This window comes from Phytopseudomonas flavescens (genome assembly GCF_900100535.1).
Classification (GTDB): Bacteria; Pseudomonadota; Gammaproteobacteria; order Pseudomonadales; family Pseudomonadaceae; genus Aquipseudomonas; species Aquipseudomonas flavescens.
The window spans coordinates 1-14,675 of record NZ_FNDG01000028.1; the positions used below are offsets into that span (position 1 = coordinate 1).

14 protein-coding genes are annotated in these 14,675 nt (G+C 61.7%); 7 read left to right on the top strand and 7 right to left on the bottom strand.

Features of this window, described 5'->3' with window-relative positions:
- Positions 1–415: TolC family protein (locus tag BLR94_RS24755; RefSeq protein WP_167359807.1), on the top strand; the 415-nt coding region annotated here is incomplete at its 5' end.
- Positions 416–584: 169 nt separating this feature from the next.
- On the opposite strand, the gene waaA is transcribed toward BLR94_RS24755, so the two are convergent.
- Positions 585–1,868 (bottom strand): lipid IV(A) 3-deoxy-D-manno-octulosonic acid transferase, encoded by a 1,284-nt coding sequence (gene waaA, locus BLR94_RS24760; protein ID WP_084308579.1) that lies wholly within the window; start codon positions 1,866–1,868, stop codon positions 585–587.
- A gap of 70 nt (positions 1,869–1,938) precedes the next feature.
- Entirely contained in the window at positions 1,939–2,826 is an 888-nt protein-coding gene (locus tag BLR94_RS24765; protein WP_084308580.1) for a LysR family transcriptional regulator, read from the bottom strand.
- Positions 2,827–2,912: 86 nt separating this feature from the next.
- Between BLR94_RS24765 and BLR94_RS24770 the strand changes: the two genes are divergently transcribed.
- The 4 genes from BLR94_RS24770 (at position 2,913) to BLR94_RS24785 (ending at position 6,356) form a co-directional block, all read left to right on the top strand.
- Positions 2,913–3,245 carry a DMT family transporter gene (locus BLR94_RS24770; RefSeq protein ID WP_084308581.1) on the top strand — a complete coding sequence of 111 codons (333 nt, stop codon included), beginning with the start codon at positions 2,913–2,915 and terminating at the stop codon, positions 3,243–3,245.
- Between the two features lie 70 nt (positions 3,246–3,315).
- Positions 3,316–4,488 carry an NAD(P)/FAD-dependent oxidoreductase gene (locus BLR94_RS24775; RefSeq protein ID WP_084308582.1) on the top strand — a complete coding sequence of 391 codons (1,173 nt, stop codon included), beginning with the start codon at positions 3,316–3,318 and terminating at the stop codon, positions 4,486–4,488.
- Positions 4,488–5,321: an aldo/keto reductase gene (locus tag BLR94_RS24780; RefSeq protein WP_084308583.1), complete on the top strand. Its 834-nt coding sequence runs from the start codon at positions 4,488–4,490 to the stop codon at positions 5,319–5,321. The genes BLR94_RS24775 and BLR94_RS24780 overlap by 1 nt, the downstream gene beginning before the upstream one ends.
- Positions 5,322–5,390: 69 nt before the next feature.
- On the top strand, positions 5,391–6,356 hold the full coding sequence (locus BLR94_RS24785) for a metal ABC transporter ATPase (protein ID WP_084308584.1): 966 nt from the start codon (positions 5,391–5,393) through the stop codon (positions 6,354–6,356).
- Between the two features lie 92 nt (positions 6,357–6,448).
- Here the strand turns inward: BLR94_RS24785 and hldE are convergent, their stop codons facing one another.
- Complete coding sequence (gene hldE / locus BLR94_RS24790) at positions 6,449–7,870, bottom strand: bifunctional D-glycero-beta-D-manno-heptose-7-phosphate kinase/D-glycero-beta-D-manno-heptose 1-phosphate adenylyltransferase HldE (protein WP_084308585.1); 1,422 nt, start codon at positions 7,868–7,870, stop codon at positions 6,449–6,451.
- 790 nt (positions 7,871–8,660) lie between these two features.
- Between hldE and BLR94_RS24795 the strand changes: the two genes are divergently transcribed.
- Positions 8,661–9,845, top strand: a complete 1,185-nt coding sequence (locus BLR94_RS24795) for an O-antigen ligase family protein (RefSeq protein ID WP_244158261.1) — start codon at positions 8,661–8,663, stop codon at positions 9,843–9,845.
- Complete coding sequence (locus tag BLR94_RS24800; RefSeq protein ID WP_084308586.1) at positions 9,842–10,507, top strand: protein kinase family protein; 666 nt, start codon at positions 9,842–9,844, stop codon at positions 10,505–10,507. The genes BLR94_RS24795 and BLR94_RS24800 overlap by 4 nt, the downstream gene beginning before the upstream one ends.
- Before the next feature lie 83 nt (positions 10,508–10,590).
- Here BLR94_RS24800 and BLR94_RS24805 read toward each other — a convergent pair whose 3' ends face one another.
- The 4 genes from BLR94_RS24805 to BLR94_RS24820 are packed head-to-tail and all read right to left on the bottom strand — an operon-like array spanning position 10,591 to position 14,573.
- Positions 10,591–11,475, bottom strand: coding sequence for a glycosyltransferase (locus BLR94_RS24805; RefSeq protein ID WP_084308587.1), 885 nt, complete (start codon positions 11,473–11,475; stop codon positions 10,591–10,593).
- Entirely contained in the window at positions 11,472–12,617 is a 1,146-nt protein-coding gene (locus BLR94_RS24810; RefSeq protein WP_084308588.1) for a glycosyltransferase, read from the bottom strand. The genes BLR94_RS24805 and BLR94_RS24810 overlap by 4 nt, the downstream gene beginning before the upstream one ends.
- Positions 12,610–13,521 (bottom strand): glycosyltransferase family 2 protein, encoded by a 912-nt coding sequence (locus tag BLR94_RS24815; protein ID WP_084308589.1) that lies wholly within the window; start codon positions 13,519–13,521, stop codon positions 12,610–12,612. Before BLR94_RS24815 ends, BLR94_RS24810 begins: the two co-directional genes overlap by 8 nt.
- On the bottom strand, positions 13,518–14,573 hold the full coding sequence (locus BLR94_RS24820) for a glycosyltransferase family 9 protein (RefSeq protein ID WP_084308590.1): 1,056 nt from the start codon (positions 14,571–14,573) through the stop codon (positions 13,518–13,520). The genes BLR94_RS24815 and BLR94_RS24820 overlap by 4 nt, the downstream gene beginning before the upstream one ends.
- Positions 14,574–14,675: the final 102 nt, after the last annotated feature.

Sequence of the window (14,675 nt, forward strand, 5' to 3'; positions counted from 1 at the left end):
CAGCCAGTCCGAGCAGCAACGTGAAGGGCTGCGCCGCGAGGTGGTGCAGAACACCCGCAACCTGTATCGCGCGGTGAATACCGACGTGGAAACCGTACAGGCCCGTCGCCAGTCGATCATCTCCAACCAGAGCGCGCTGGAGGCTACGGAAATCGGTTATCAGGTGGGCACGCGCAACATCGTCGACGTGCTGGACGCCCAGCGCCAGTTGTACAGTGCAGTGCGCAACTACAACGACGCGCGCTACGACTACATCCTCAACAACCTGCGCCTGAAACAGGCTGCCGGCACCCTCAGCCCGGCAGATCTGGACGCTCTGGGTCGTTACCTGAAGCCGGACTACAACCCGGACCGCGACTTCCTGCCCACGGATCTGGCCAAGGCCGCCGAAGCACGCCTGCAAGGCGACGAATAGGCGCAGGAGTAATGGACAATCTGCAGGGATACCGGAGCAGGCGTTAAGCCGCCGGATTGTGGGAGCGGGCCATGCCCGCGATTTCGCGCGCATGGCCCGCTCCCACAATGAATCGAGATTGGCCACGCCCGCAGCGTTGCAGCCAAGCTCAGGGACAGCCGGACAGACTCTAAACGATCAGCCTTCCCAACCCATCCAGCAAACGCTGCAGCGCGCCCTGATTGGCCTTGAGCACTGCCAGCCCGGCCTCGCGCATGGCCGCCGCACGTGGTGGCTCCTGCAACAGTACCGCGACCTGGGCGCCGAGCGCCTTGGCATCCGCCACCTCGCAGAGCGCGCCACGCTCGAGCAACTGCGCGGTGATCTCCTGGAAGTTGAAGCGATGTGGCCCCATGATTACCGGAAGCCCCAGCGCCGCTGGCTCCAGCGGATTGTGCCCGCCGGTCTCGACCAGGCTGCCACCCACGAAAGCGACATCGGCCAAGCCATACAGAAACATCAGCTCGCCCATGCTGTCGCCGAGCAGTACCTGCACACCAGGGTCAACGGCCTCGCCCGAGGAGCGACGCACGACGGTGAGGCCCGCGTCACGCAACTGTGCGGCGGCGCTGTCGAAACGCTCCAGGTGACGCGGCACCAGAATCAATAGGGCATCCGGCTGCGTGGCGAGCAGTTGCTGGTGTGCCTGGATGACCAGCGCATCTTCCCCCTCACGGGTACTGGCGGCGATCCATACCGGCCGTTGCTGCGCCTGCCACTGCTCACGCAGCGCCGTGGCGCGCCCCAGTACGCCGGCATCCACCTGCTGGTCGAACTTGATCGAGCCGGTCACCTCGACCGTTTCAGGCCGTGCCCCGAGGGCGACGAAACGCTGCGCCTCGACCTGGCTCTGCACCGCGAGCAGGTTCAGTTCAGCGAGCATCGGCGCAGTGAGCCTGGCAAAGCGCCCGTAGCCTCTGGCCGAGCGCTCGGACAGTCGACCATTGGCCAGGGCCACCGGAATACCTCTACGGGCACATTGATGGATGTAGTTGGGCCACAGCTCGGTTTCCATGATCACCGCCAGTCGCGGACGTACTCGCTCGAGAAAGCGCGATGCAGCCCAGGGCAGGTCATAGGGCAGATAGCAGTGCTGGACGCGACCGGCGAACTGCGCTTCCGGAAACAGTGCGCGAATGCGTTCGGAGCCGGTCGGCGTCATGCTGGTCAGGGTGATCGGCAGATCCGGGTAGCGCGCCAGCAGCTCGCGTACCAGCGGCGCTGCCGCGATGCTTTCGCCAACCGAGACGGCATGCACCCAGATACCGCCGGGGCGCAGCGGGGGCAGGCCGAAAGCAAAGCGCTCACCGATACGTTTCGAGTACGCCGGCGCGCGCCAGGCTCGCCAGATCAGGCGCAGACCGATCAACGGCAGGCAGAGGTGAAACAGCAGGCTATAGAGATGTCGATTCATGGCGGCGAAGCTTAGGGATGCCGACGTTGCAGCACAAGCAGGCACAGAGCGCCGGGCACAAGCGCACGCATCAAGGCTCCAGTAAGCGCAGCCGTTCACCCAGATAGCGCGCGAGCCACTGCGCGGCCGGACCCAGCGGCTGATCACGGCGAAACACCAGTTCCACAGGCAGCGGTGGCGCAATCCAGTCACTGCTCAGCTCTACCAGGTGTCCTTGATAGGTCGGGTACTGGGCCACGTGCCGTGGCAGGCAGGCCCAACCCAGGTTGCGCATCAGCAGCTCGGCCATCACGTAAAAACTATCGGTACGCCAGGCAGTGGGACTGATCCGCTCGTTGCCGGGATAATGGCTGTCCTGCAGAGTAATCAGCAATTGGCGGTGCTGAGCCAGTTCTCGACGCTCGACGGAACGCCCACGCGCCAACGGATGAGCGGCCCCGCAGACCATGACCATATCCACCATGCCCAGGCGACGGCGCTCCAGCTCGGCCGGCATGCCCGCATGATGAAACAGCAGGCCGAGGTCGGCCCGCCGCTCGAGCAACTGGCGTGCCACCACACCCTGGCCGCCGCTGGTCATCTGAACCTCGACCTGCGGAAAGGCCTGGGCCAGGGCCTCCAGACTGTCCAGCACCGGCGGCATCGGCAGCGCCTCGTCCTGAGCCAGGCGCAAACACACCTCCTCGCCTCGCGACAGCCCGAGCGCGCGCCCCTCGAGACGCTCGGACTGACGCAGCAACTCGCGAGCTTCCTCGAGCAGTGCCTGGCCGGCTTCGGTCAGACGCGGCTGACGACCGCTGCTGCGCTCGAACAGGCGCGCCCCCAGGTTATCCTCAAGCGCTGCCACGGCATTACTGATCGCCGACTGCACCCGCCCGAAACGCCGCGCCACGGCAGAGAACGAGTTGCCATCGGCAACAGCGACGAATACTTCGAGTTGCTCAAGAGTCCAGCGCACAACCCATCTCCTAAAAGGATAGGTAATCAGTTTACCTAACAGAATAAGCTCATAAAATTGGCGCTCTGTTAATAGGAGTGCTGGCGATGAACGGTTATCTCTATCTCGCTCTGGCCATTGCCGCCGAGGTGGTCGCGACCACGTCCATGAAGGCCGTCGATGGTTTCAACAAGCCACTGCCGCTGCTGCTGGTGATCGCCGGCTACAGCATCGCGTTCTGGATGCTGATCCTGGTGGTACGCACCATTCCGGTGGGCATCGCCTACGCCATCTGGGCCGGCCTGGGCATCGTCCTGGTCAGCATCGCGGCGATGTTCGTCTATGACCAGAAACCGGACCTGCCTGCCGTGCTGGGCATGGGCCTGATCGTCAGTGGCGTGCTGGTGATCCAGTTGTTCTCCCGTGTCACTGGGCATTGAGGCAGGCGCTTGAAGCTTGCCGCTCTCACGGGGGTTATACTGCGCACCTGTTTTCCCTAGAGGCGCCCGCATGTCCCACACTCTGAGCACAGACGTCCTGATCGTCGGCGGCGGCGTCGCCGGCTTATGGCTGAATGCGCGCCTGCGTGCCAAAGGCTATGCCACGCTGCTGCTGGAGCGGGAAAGCCTGGGCGGCGGTCAGAGCGTCAAGTCCCAGGGGATCATTCACGGGGGTGCCAAATATGCCCTGCATGGCGCCCTGAGCGGCGCCTCGGAAGCCATCGCCGACATGCCGAGGCGCTGGCGCGAAGCACTGGACGGCAGCGGCGAGCTGGATCTGTCCGGCGTGCGCCTGCTCTCCGATGCTCATTACCTGTGGTCGCCCGGCACCCTGGCCGGCAACCTCACCAGCTTCTTCGCCAGCAAGGCGGTGCGGGGCCGTGTCGATCAGGTCAAGGGCGAGCAGTTGCCGCCCGCGCTGCAGAACCCGACATTCAAGGGCAAGGTGTATCGCCTGGCCGAGCTGGTGGTGGACGTACCGAGCCTGATTGCGCGTCTGGCCGATCTTGCCGGTGACAGCCTGCTCGCCGCTGACGCTATCCAGCCCCTGCACGAAGGCGGGCAACTCGTTGGCCTGCGCGTCGACGGCCGTGAGATCCGCGCGCAGCGCATCGTGCTCAGCGCAGGTCGCGGCAATGCCGAGCTGCTGGCCAGCCTGAACGTCGCACAGCCCAGTCAGCAGTTGCGCCCGCTGCACATGGTGATGGTCAAGGGGCCGACGCTGAAGCCGCTGTACGCCCACTGCCTGGGCGGCGGCCCCAAGCCGAGGATCACCGTTACCAGCCATCCAGGCGCCGATGGCGAATGGGTCTGGTACCTCGGCGGCGACCTGGCCGAAGCCGATGGCGTGGCGCGCGACGACGCAGCGCAGATCGAGGCGGCGCGCAAGGAACTCTCTCAATTGTTGCCCTGGGTGGATTTATCCACAGCCCAGTGGGCCACGCTGCGGGTGGAGCGCGCCGAACCCGCGCAAAGTGGCCTGGTTCGCCCCGACAACGCCTTTCTCAGTGACCAGGGTGCGCTGCTGGTCGGCTGGCCGACCAAATTGGCCCTGGCACCGGACTTCGCTGATCGTGTGCTGAGCAACCTTGAACGTGATGGCATCCGCCCCGCCGTTCATCCACAACTGCCCGAGCTGCCGCGCCCGGTCATCGGCCGCACCGCCTGGGAGACGTCCTTCTGATGCGCGACCTGCACGAGCTGCACCGCCCGCTGGGATCCACGGGGCTGAGTGTTTCGCCTCTGGGCCTGGGCACGGTCAAGCTGGGCCGCGACCAGGGGGTCAAATACCCCAATGGCTTCACCATCCCCGACGATTACCAGGCGCGACAATTACTGGACCTCGCCCGGGAGCTGGGTATCAACCTCCTCGATACGGCACCCGCCTACGGCATCAGCGAGCAACGTCTCGGCCCGTTGCTGCGCGGCCAACGCCAGGACTGGGTGATCGTCAGCAAGGTCGGTGAGGAGTTCGACAACGGTCAGTCGCATTTCGACTTTTCCAGCGCCCATACCCGCCGCTCGGTGGAGCGCAGCCTGAAACGTCTGGAAACGGACTACATCGACCTGGTTCTGGTGCACTCCAATGGTGATGACCTGTCGATCCTGCGCGACGAAGCCGTCTACGACACCCTTGCCGAACTCAAGCAGGCCGGGCTGATCCGAGGCTTCGGCTTCTCTGGCAAGACAGCAGAAGGCGGCCTGCTGGCCCTCGAGCGGGGTGACTGCGCGATGGTGACCTACAACCTGGGCGAGCAGCATGAGCGCCCGGTATTGGACTATGCTGCCAGTCACGCCAAAGGCATCCTGATCAAGAAAGCCCTGGCCAGTGGGCATGTCTGCCTGGAAAGCGGTGTCGATCCGGTGCGGGCAAGCTTCGAACTGATCTTCGCTCACCCTGGGGTCGGCAGTGCCATCGTCGGGACGATCAACCCGCTGCACCTGGCTCACAACGTCGCCATGGCCGCTGAAGTGATTGTGGGCACCAACACCGGTAACAAAGAATCAGGAGAGTGATGAACTGGCGTGTTTGGCACGCCGTTGACGCCGCGTATGCGGCCGACCCCGACGCAAGAAGGAGCCGACATGCCGCGTATCATTTCCCGGAAAGATCCTGCCACGTTCAAGACCCTGCCGCTGTTCGTCGAAGCCTCGCCCGACGGTATCGTCTATCAGAGCCTTGGCCGCCCGCTGAACTTCAGCGAAGTGCTGGAACGCCGCAAGCCAGTCGAGCTTAACGACAGTCAGCGCTTCGCCGTCGAGCTGGCCAACCTGGGCGTCTCGGTGCGCCTGACGCTGAATTGGCAAGGCCGCGAATACTGGCTGCTGGTGCGCCAGCGACGCCTCGATCGTGGCGACGTCGTGCTCAAGCTGATCTCAGGCTATGTGCCGGCTCATGAACTCAACCTGCCGCTGCTGACTGCAATTCAGGAAGTGGCCGAAGAGTGCCTACTGGAAACCAACGAAGGCTGGCTCCACGGCCGCTTCGGCGATACCTGGCTACCAGCCCCCTACGAGGGGGCGCTCAGGTACCGCGATGGTGTGCACTTCCAGCTAAGCCCTCTCTCCGGCGCAGCGCGCCCCGTGCAGTGCGGTAACCTGACCTTGCTGGAACGGCCCCGCGCTTACGTGCACGTGCCAACGGCTTCGTTGCAGTTGGTCTACGACTTGCGTCTGGACCTGCCCAAGGAGGCCAAACAGCCCAGCCTGCTGCACGTTGACGAGCATCTGGAGAACGGCAAGCTGATCGCGCGGCTGGATCACAGCCGCCCGGACCTCTATCTGATTCCCCTTGAACAGGGCCGGCCGACGGCAGAGCTGATGACCCTGCGCCAGGGCCAACTGGTGCCTGCCAACACCCGTGGCCTGTGGCTGGCCGAGAGCTTTGCTGCCCAGGATGGCTGGCTGGTGCGCGATGAACGCATTCGCTGGAAGGACTGGCTGGCGCTGCAGAACGTCAAGCCGAAGGCCCACAAATCTGGCCCCGGCACCAACCGCGCCGACACGGCACAGGTACCGAGAGTTCGCCTGGATACCGCAGCAGCAGTCTGACCGCGGGCATGTGCACTTCGCCCTGCCCGGATCCTGCCATCGAGGATTAAAGAGCGCATAGCAAAACCCCGCCGAATGGCGGGGTTGCATGCTCAGCGGCTGCGTATCTTCTCGACGATAGCGGTGGTCGAGCTGTTCTCGACCAGCCCCAGGACGCGCACTTCGCCACCGCAGGCCAGCACGATATCGGCGCCAACCACCTGATCGATGCCGTAGTCGCCGCCCTTGACCAGCACATCCGGCTGAACCTGCTTGAGCAGGCGCTCGGGGGTGTCCTCGCTGAAGCTCACCACCCAGTCCACCGCCCCCAGACCGGCCAGCACCGCCATGCGGCGGTCCACGGCATTGATCGGACGGCCCGGCCCCTTGAGGCGACTGACCGAAGCATCGTCGTTGATCGCGACGACCAGACGATCACCCTGGGCACGGGCCTGCTCGAGATAGGTCACATGACCGGCATGCAGGATGTCGAAACAGCCATTGGTGAACACGATCTTCTCGCCATGGGCACGCGCATCTTCAGTGGCCAGCAACAGTTGCTCCAGGCTCAGTACGCCCCGCTCGGAACCCTCCTCACGCTGCACCGCTCGACGCAGCTCGGGAGTGCTGATGGCTGCCGTGCCGAGCTTGCCGACAACGATGCCGGCAGCGAGGTTGGCCAAGGCAACGGCCTGGGGCAGATCCTCACCGGCGGCGATGGACGCTGCCAGCGTCGAGATCACCGTGTCCCCTGCGCCGGTCACGTCGAACACTTCACGCGCCCGCGCCGGCAGGTGCAAGGGCGCATGATCGGGGCGCAGCAGGGTCATGCCATGCTCGCCGCGAGTCACCAGCAGCGCCCCCAGGTCGAGCTCACGCATCAGGCGGGCGCCACGGCTGACCAATTCGGCTTCATCCTCGCAATGCCCGACGATCAACTCGAACTCACTGAGGTTCGGGGTGATCAGGCTGGCGCCGCGGTAGATAGAGAAATCCTCGCCCTTCGGGTCGGCCAGCACGGGAATGCCCCGCGCCCGGGCTGCCTGAATCAGCACCTGGTGATTCTGCAAAGCACCCTTGCCATAGTCGGACAGCACCAGCACCTTGACCTCATCCAACAACTGTTCGACCTGCCGCGCCAGCGCAGCGGCATCGGTGTGGAACGGCTCTTCGAAGTCCATGCGCAGCAGTTGCTGATGACGGCTCATGACCCGCAGCTTGACGATGGTCGGCTGACTCTCGATGCGCTGGAAGTAGGTTTTCACGCCAATGGCTTCCAGGCTCTGACGCAGGCTTTCCGCCGCCTCGTCCTCCCCCGTGACCCCCACCAGCACCGCCGGCGCGCCCAACGCCGCAATATTCAGCGCCACATTGGCCGCACCACCCGGGCGGTCCTCGATCTGCTCGACCTTGACCACCGGCACCGGAGCCTCGGGCGAGATACGCGAGGTAGCGCCGTGCCAATAACGATCAAGCATGACATCGCCCACCACGAGAACGGGGGCCTGATCGAAACGGGGCATGGATAACTTCATGCGGAAACTCCGGATTTGCAAAATCGTGGCGGAGAATAGCACATTGACCATGACCACTCCGCCGTCAGAACTTTTGCTTAAGGTGCTAGGTTATCCAAAGAAAGCGTCCAGAAAAGCACATGCCAACGAAACATGTCTTAGTACGCGGGAGGTCAAGGGTGCCGAAAAATGAAGCGGCGCAAGCACTACTGAGGGGTAGCGGCGCTTGCAGGTCGCGCCGGATCGCACCTGCACAGCTCCTGACGACCAGGCCTCATCGCATCATAGGACCCGCAAAAACCTGACAACCTGCGGTTGCCGCAAGTTTTGCGAGCCAACGATGATCGCTGACAGCCGCTCGACATAACAGCCGCCAGTACTGAATGCTTGGAATAGTGCTTCACCAATGGATGGGAGAGCTGTGCAGCATGGACGATACATCCCGAGACATAAGGCCACGAATAGCTCAGGGCGAATAATGAAACAGTCCGTATCCGGGACTCGGGCTTCGCTGCGGGCCGCCGCTATGACCGGCCAGCGGCCATGCTTGCATCGGCGCCGCACGGGACTGAGCATCAACAGCCCCTGCCCCGACATCACCTCGTTGAAGAGCACGAAAATATAACCCTCGCCTGCCGGAACCTTGACTCGAAAGCGATGACCTGAGGAGAGGCTGGAGTATTTGTGACTTAGCCGTCACATGCTCACAGGCACTGACCAAGCAAAGCGCAAGGACCGGTGCAACATCCGCTAGCAGTTGTGCAGTGATGCATTAAGATAGCGCCTTTTTTCAATACGCTGGAAAACTCTAGTGCCAGTATCTAAATCACAGCGACCCTCCATAAGCCTTCGGATACATGATTTCATTGCCGGCCGCTGGCTCGTGCTTGGCTATCTGGTTTTACTCACTGGCTTGCTCTGGGTCGGTGATGGCAGCCTCTATACCAAACTTTATTACGCATTGTTTGCGGCCCCTGCCTTGCTGGGGCTCATGCTGAAGCCAGATCAGATCAGGGTTCTTCTGCGCGAGCCGGTGATACTCAGCTTTTTGGCATTAGGTACCTGGGTGCTTATCAGTATGAGCTGGACGCAGGCCAGTGGAGCCGTAACCAGCCTAGCCAAACGACCTCTTTATGTATTCATGCTCTTGGTGGGCTGCACCCTGATAGCACTCAAGAGTGAAAGCCTGTTACTGAAAACACTGCGCATCGGTGCCGGGCTGGGCGCCTTGGCGGCGCTCATTAATGTCGTTTTGTTCCTGCAAAATGGCACACCTGGCGAAAGGCTGATTGGTACTGGGGCCTTGCGCAATCCATTGCTCACATCTCATGTGCTGGGCTTTTTATGCACCTACTGGATTGCAGCATGGCTATCGCGCAATGAGCGCCACGACTGGCTTCCAATCGTCATGGCAGTGCCGCTATTCGCGGCACTGCTCGCCACTGGCTCAAGAACACCATTGATGGGCATCGCACTAACAAGCGTTTGGATGTTATTTATGAGCGGAAAGCGCGCCATGATTCTGGTCGGTGCATTGCTGATCGCAGCATGCGCTGTGTACGTGACCTTTCCGGAAATATTGTTGCACCGTGGTACCTCTTATCGACCTGAGCTGTGGAGCGATGCGTTACGCCAGGCGGGCCAACACCTGTGGTTTGGTGCAGGCTATGAGAGCAAGTTCGAATTCCACATTCCCGAAGTCGGCTACCCGCTGTATGACCCCCATAATGTCGAACTTGCTGTTCTTCTTGAGCTGGGACTGATCGGCCTGGGTTTATGGGGCCTGATGTATGCATTTGCGCTTCTTCGCTGCTTGCACCTCCGCGCACAGCCGCGCTTCCAGATCGCTTCGGCACTATTGGTGTACGGGCTGTGCGCGGGGCTGACAGAGGGGGGGAATTTTCTCGCCCGCCCCAATGAAAGCTGGTTCCTGATCTGGATACCGCTGGCACTGCTATGCGCTCTTTCCATTCGGCACAGGCAGTCGCAAGCATGAAGCGTATGGAGCCCACGCAACTGGACGCCCTACTCAAGAACGCCAAGGTCATTGAAGAAGACGGCCTGGGCATCAAGGTCGCGCAACTCGAGGATGGCGATTTTCTGAAGCTGTATCGACGCAAGCGCCTATTGTCTTCCGACCTTTGGGAGCTGCCTGCACAGCGATTTGCAGACAATGCCAGCGGCCTGTCGCGCCTGGGCATCACTGCCCCGACCGTACGGGATGTCCTGACCATCAGCGAGCGCCGGCTCAGCGCCGTTCGCTACCAGCCACTCGCTGGCGATACGCTGCGCAATCACCTGCGCAAGTCGGAGGCCGCGACGCGCGCCCGAGACGTGATGCGTTTCGGCACATTCCTCGGTGAGCTGCACCAGCGTGGCGTGTACTTCCGCTCGCTGCACCTGGGCAATGTACTGCTGCTACCGGATGGGAGCTTCGGCCTGATCGACCTGTCCGACATGAAACTCGAGCGCAATGCGCTGCCCCCCTGGAAACGTCGACGCAATTTTCAGCACATCTTGCGCTACGACGAAGATATTGCCTGGCTGGCCAAAGAACACCGTGAAGACTGGGTGGCCGGTTACGGCAAGAGTGTCAGCCCTCGCAGTGCCGAGCGTTTCGACCGTGACCTCAACAAGTGGCTGGCGGCCACTCGATGAAGGTATCTGCCACCTGCAAAGGCATGCCGCAGAGAGGCGGCAGGGGCATCATCGCGAGATTGCATTAGAAATGCTGTTCGCCGTCAGGTACCCCGATTGAAGCAGTAACGCCAGAGTCCCTTGAGCGTCTTGAGATTGCGAGCACGCCATGGAATCTGGGCCAGCAGCTCGCCGGCCAGAACCCTGTCCTCACTCGCGACTTTGGCGAACATGGCATTCAGATAGCGCAGGCGAGTGGCGTCATAACCCGGGTGATCGTCAAAGCGCTTGTAGATAGCGAGTTCGGTTTCGATCATCAGCCGACGGTTCTTGTAGGTATTGCTTGCATGGACGCGATACAGGGCAAGCGGTTCTTCCAGTATGTCGATGAAATATCCGGCATGGGCGATGCGAAGCTCGACGTAATAGTCCTCGATACGAATGGACGGATCGAAACCACCGACCTTGTCGAGCGCATCCCGGCGAAATAACAAGGTGGGGGCGGGAGGGCCGGGCTTGCGATCCATGAACAGATCATCGAAATCGAGCCGCCGAGCAGGCCGATGACGCTGCCTGTTGCCAGGCAGGGGTTGACCTTCGCCATCGATAAGCACGATGCCGCCAGCGCAGATGCCCGTTTCAGGATGCTGCTCCATGAACGCAACCTGCAGCGACAGACGCTCGGGCAGCATCACGTCATCCGAGCCCAGCGGAGCGATGTAACGACCCGCACTACGCGCGATCATTTCATTGAGCGTGGTGCACAGGCCCTTGTTCGCCTGAACCTGGAAGTTGAAGCCAAGTTCTTCCTGCAGCCGCTGTATCTTCGCCACGCTGTCGTCGCACGAGCCGTCGTCAACCACCAGCAACTCGATGTCGGGATAATCCTGGGCATAGACGCTGCGGATGCTCGCCTCGATGAAGTCGGCATGGTTGTAGGAAGAAATAAGCACCGAGACCAGGGGCAACTCGTCTGGTAGCGCGGTCATACCGGTGCTCCCGCGGGCGGCCGATCACCTTCGAGCAGTGCTCGATACTTGTCCCGGAAATCCTCGATGTCGTGCTCGCGTCGCAGATACCGGTAGGCGCGCTCTCCATCCTCCGCCCGCCGGGCCTCGCTGTCAGCGAGACAGGCACGCAGCTGCTCGCTCAGCGCAGGCACGTCGCCCGGCGTGAAATGGCGCCCGCCTGCCCCGTCCAGCAAAGGGCGCATCGCCGGGATGTCCGACCCGAGCACGGGCAAACGCCCACACATGCCTTCCAGCAACGCCAGGCCAAGGCCCTCCTGCAACGAGGGCATGACGAAAACGTCGAATGCTTTCACGTAGCGCATGGCGTCAGGTCGAGTCCCACAGAGATGCACACGCTCTTGCAGCCCAAGCTCGGCAATCAACGCTACGAGGTTGTCGTTTTCACGGCCGCCGCCAATGATTGCCAGGTCCACGTGCGGGTACTCCCCACTCAAGGCCGCAAAGGCACGGATGAGGTACACATGACCCTTGATGGGTACCAGCCGACCTATGGCACCGACGATCAGCGAGTCACGCGGTAGCTGCAACGCCTGCCGCGCCTGCACCCGTGACAACTGAAGGGACTCTGCCAGGTCGATATCCAGGGCATTGGTTATGGCCACCGTGTTGGCCTTGGTAAAGCCACAGCGCAAGGCAATCAGGTAATCGGCGACAGCCGGCGATACGCCGACGAAACGCCAGCAATCATCGATGGAGCGCCTGGCCTGCCAACGCCGATAGAAGCGGTCGTACTCACCGAAACCGTGAGCCACACCGATGCAGCGTGGGATGCGCAATATCTTGTTGAGGTGCATGAACAGGTTGACGGTCTTGAAGCGGTGCAACAACACCACATCGAAGCCCTCCTCCCGACAGAACGCCAGCAAGCGCCTGCGCACCTTCAACCGCAGCCCACTCATGTCTTTTTCGGTGAACGCGAAGAATACCTGGCGCCACGTCGGCAGGGGGGTATCCGCGGCTGGCTCGCCTTCGAGATAGCCATTGACCACCTCGAAACGCTCGGCTGGCAAGCCGCGCAGGATCTGCTCGCCGAGATCGGAATTGGTATCCGCCGCGTTATAGCGGGTCTGTAATTGCAAGACTTTCAGAACCTCAGCCATAGGGTCGACCCATCCACAGGCGCAGCGCCTTACGTGAATAGGAAAGCTTGCATAGCACGCGCCAGTCACTGGCGACGGCCTGGCAGTAGAACTGCTTGGCTGCCATGACATCTCCAGCCAGGTAGGCACTTCGAAACAGGGAAAGGCAACGCTGCTGGTAAAATGGGGCGCGCAGCCCCTGCAATTCGGCTGGCAGTCGGCCAAAGACCTCATCGACCAATCCAACCCCTCCTGCCAGGCTAGAGCCGAAGTGATGGCGAAGGCTGTCACTGTGTTTGTGAATCATCGCCAGAGGCTCCGGTAGAAGCGAAACCGGATATGTCGCCAGTGTTTGCGCGAATACTGGAATATCCTCGGCATTACGAAACCGCTCAGGGTAGTTTCCTGCCTGAAAAACGGAGCGGTGCATGGCGCAAGCTCCGTTGGAGATACTCAGCGTCTTGTCCAGCAGGTAAGCACGAACGCGCAACAGCGCCGTGTCAGGAAGATGCTCGGGAGAATGTCTGCGGCGGCGGCCATACTGATCAACCGACCAATGTCCACCGATGACCATGCGGGTCTGATCATTCAGGCTCAGGTGGGCTCGAATCAGCGACAGGCCATCCGGTGCCATCTCGTCGTCAGCATCCAGAAACACCAACCAGTCACGACGGGCCAGCTCTATCCCGAGATTGCGAACGGATGCCAATCCACCATTGCTCTTGCGCAGGGCCCTGAAGCGACCAGGAAACTCCACCTCCAGGGCCTCGACGACTTCCGGCGTATTGTCCGTCGATCCATCATCGATGATCAGCAGTTCGTCATCCTCATGCAACTGAGGCATGACTGAGCGAACCGTCCTGGCCAAAGTAAAGGCATAGTTATATGCAGGGATGACAATGGAGATCGCCGCAAAAGCACTCATCGCTGCTCCACCTCAACCTGTTGACTCAATGCCTGAAAGCCGCGAGCGACCCGGTTGACACTCATGAAAAAAGCCCAATGATCCCGTAGAAAACTCAACGAAAAGGCCGGGCGCACCACCCGACAGCTGCCCCAACCCGGACGCCAGCAAAAGCCATCGCTGCGCTTGCGGTACAGGGTCAAAACGGGAATGCCCAGTGCAGAAGCCAGATGCCCAACCCCGGAGTCATTGCCAATCACATAACCGGATTCATAAAGGTAGCCTGCAAGAGCCTTGGCATCGGAAAATTCAGGCACTTCGAATTCAGGCTCGAATACATGCAGATAATCGCCCCTTTCTTTGGGCGATAGGACGAACTGCGGCTGATAGCCAGCCGCACGTAATCGCCGGGCCAACGCCAGATACTTCTCGGCGGGCCAGTTTTTCTTTGCGTTGTAAGACAGTGGATGAAGCATCACGCGCTGCGCGTGGCGACGGTGCCTGAGCGTCGCGGGCACCCGCATGCCGATATCGTCGTGGGCATGGGCCAGCCCAAGGCGAAAGCGACAGAAGGCCACGGCCTGCTCGACCATGCTGGCACGGTCATCGGACAGGCACCGAAGCGGGCCCGCCGCCGCAGCCAAGGGTGTCAGTAAAAGCGACTTTTCCGGGGACAGCCGCGCCAACGCCTCAGTCGCAGGCTGCTCGATAAAGCGGGAATCGACACGCAGCGTGCCAACGAAGACGTAGCGGCGAGCAAGCTCACTCGCGGCTTCGCCATGACGCGTCAGCATGCTGCCCAGATCGGAAATGACCAGATCGAAATCGTCCAGGACGGCGAAGGTTTCGTCAGGCGCGGGCAGACAACGCGCATCGAAGAGCGGCAACCAGTCATTGAGTGCACCAAAGTGGTTGCTCAGTACCGTCACGTCGTAACCGGCCCTGGCGAGATTGGCAGCCAGAACCAGATAAATGCACCCGTCGCCCAGCCCCATCGAGGGAACCAGGGCAAGCCTGCAGTCAGCCGGCAGTACGGCTAAGCGGGCACTGGCCTCTTGTATAACCTCAGCCATCAGATCTCCTAGATAACCCGAATATCGTCCCTGACCGGGCTGCGCAGATTCGCGCGAAAGAACATGCTCATGCCGCAGCTGAACGTTCTGGAACTAAGCGCA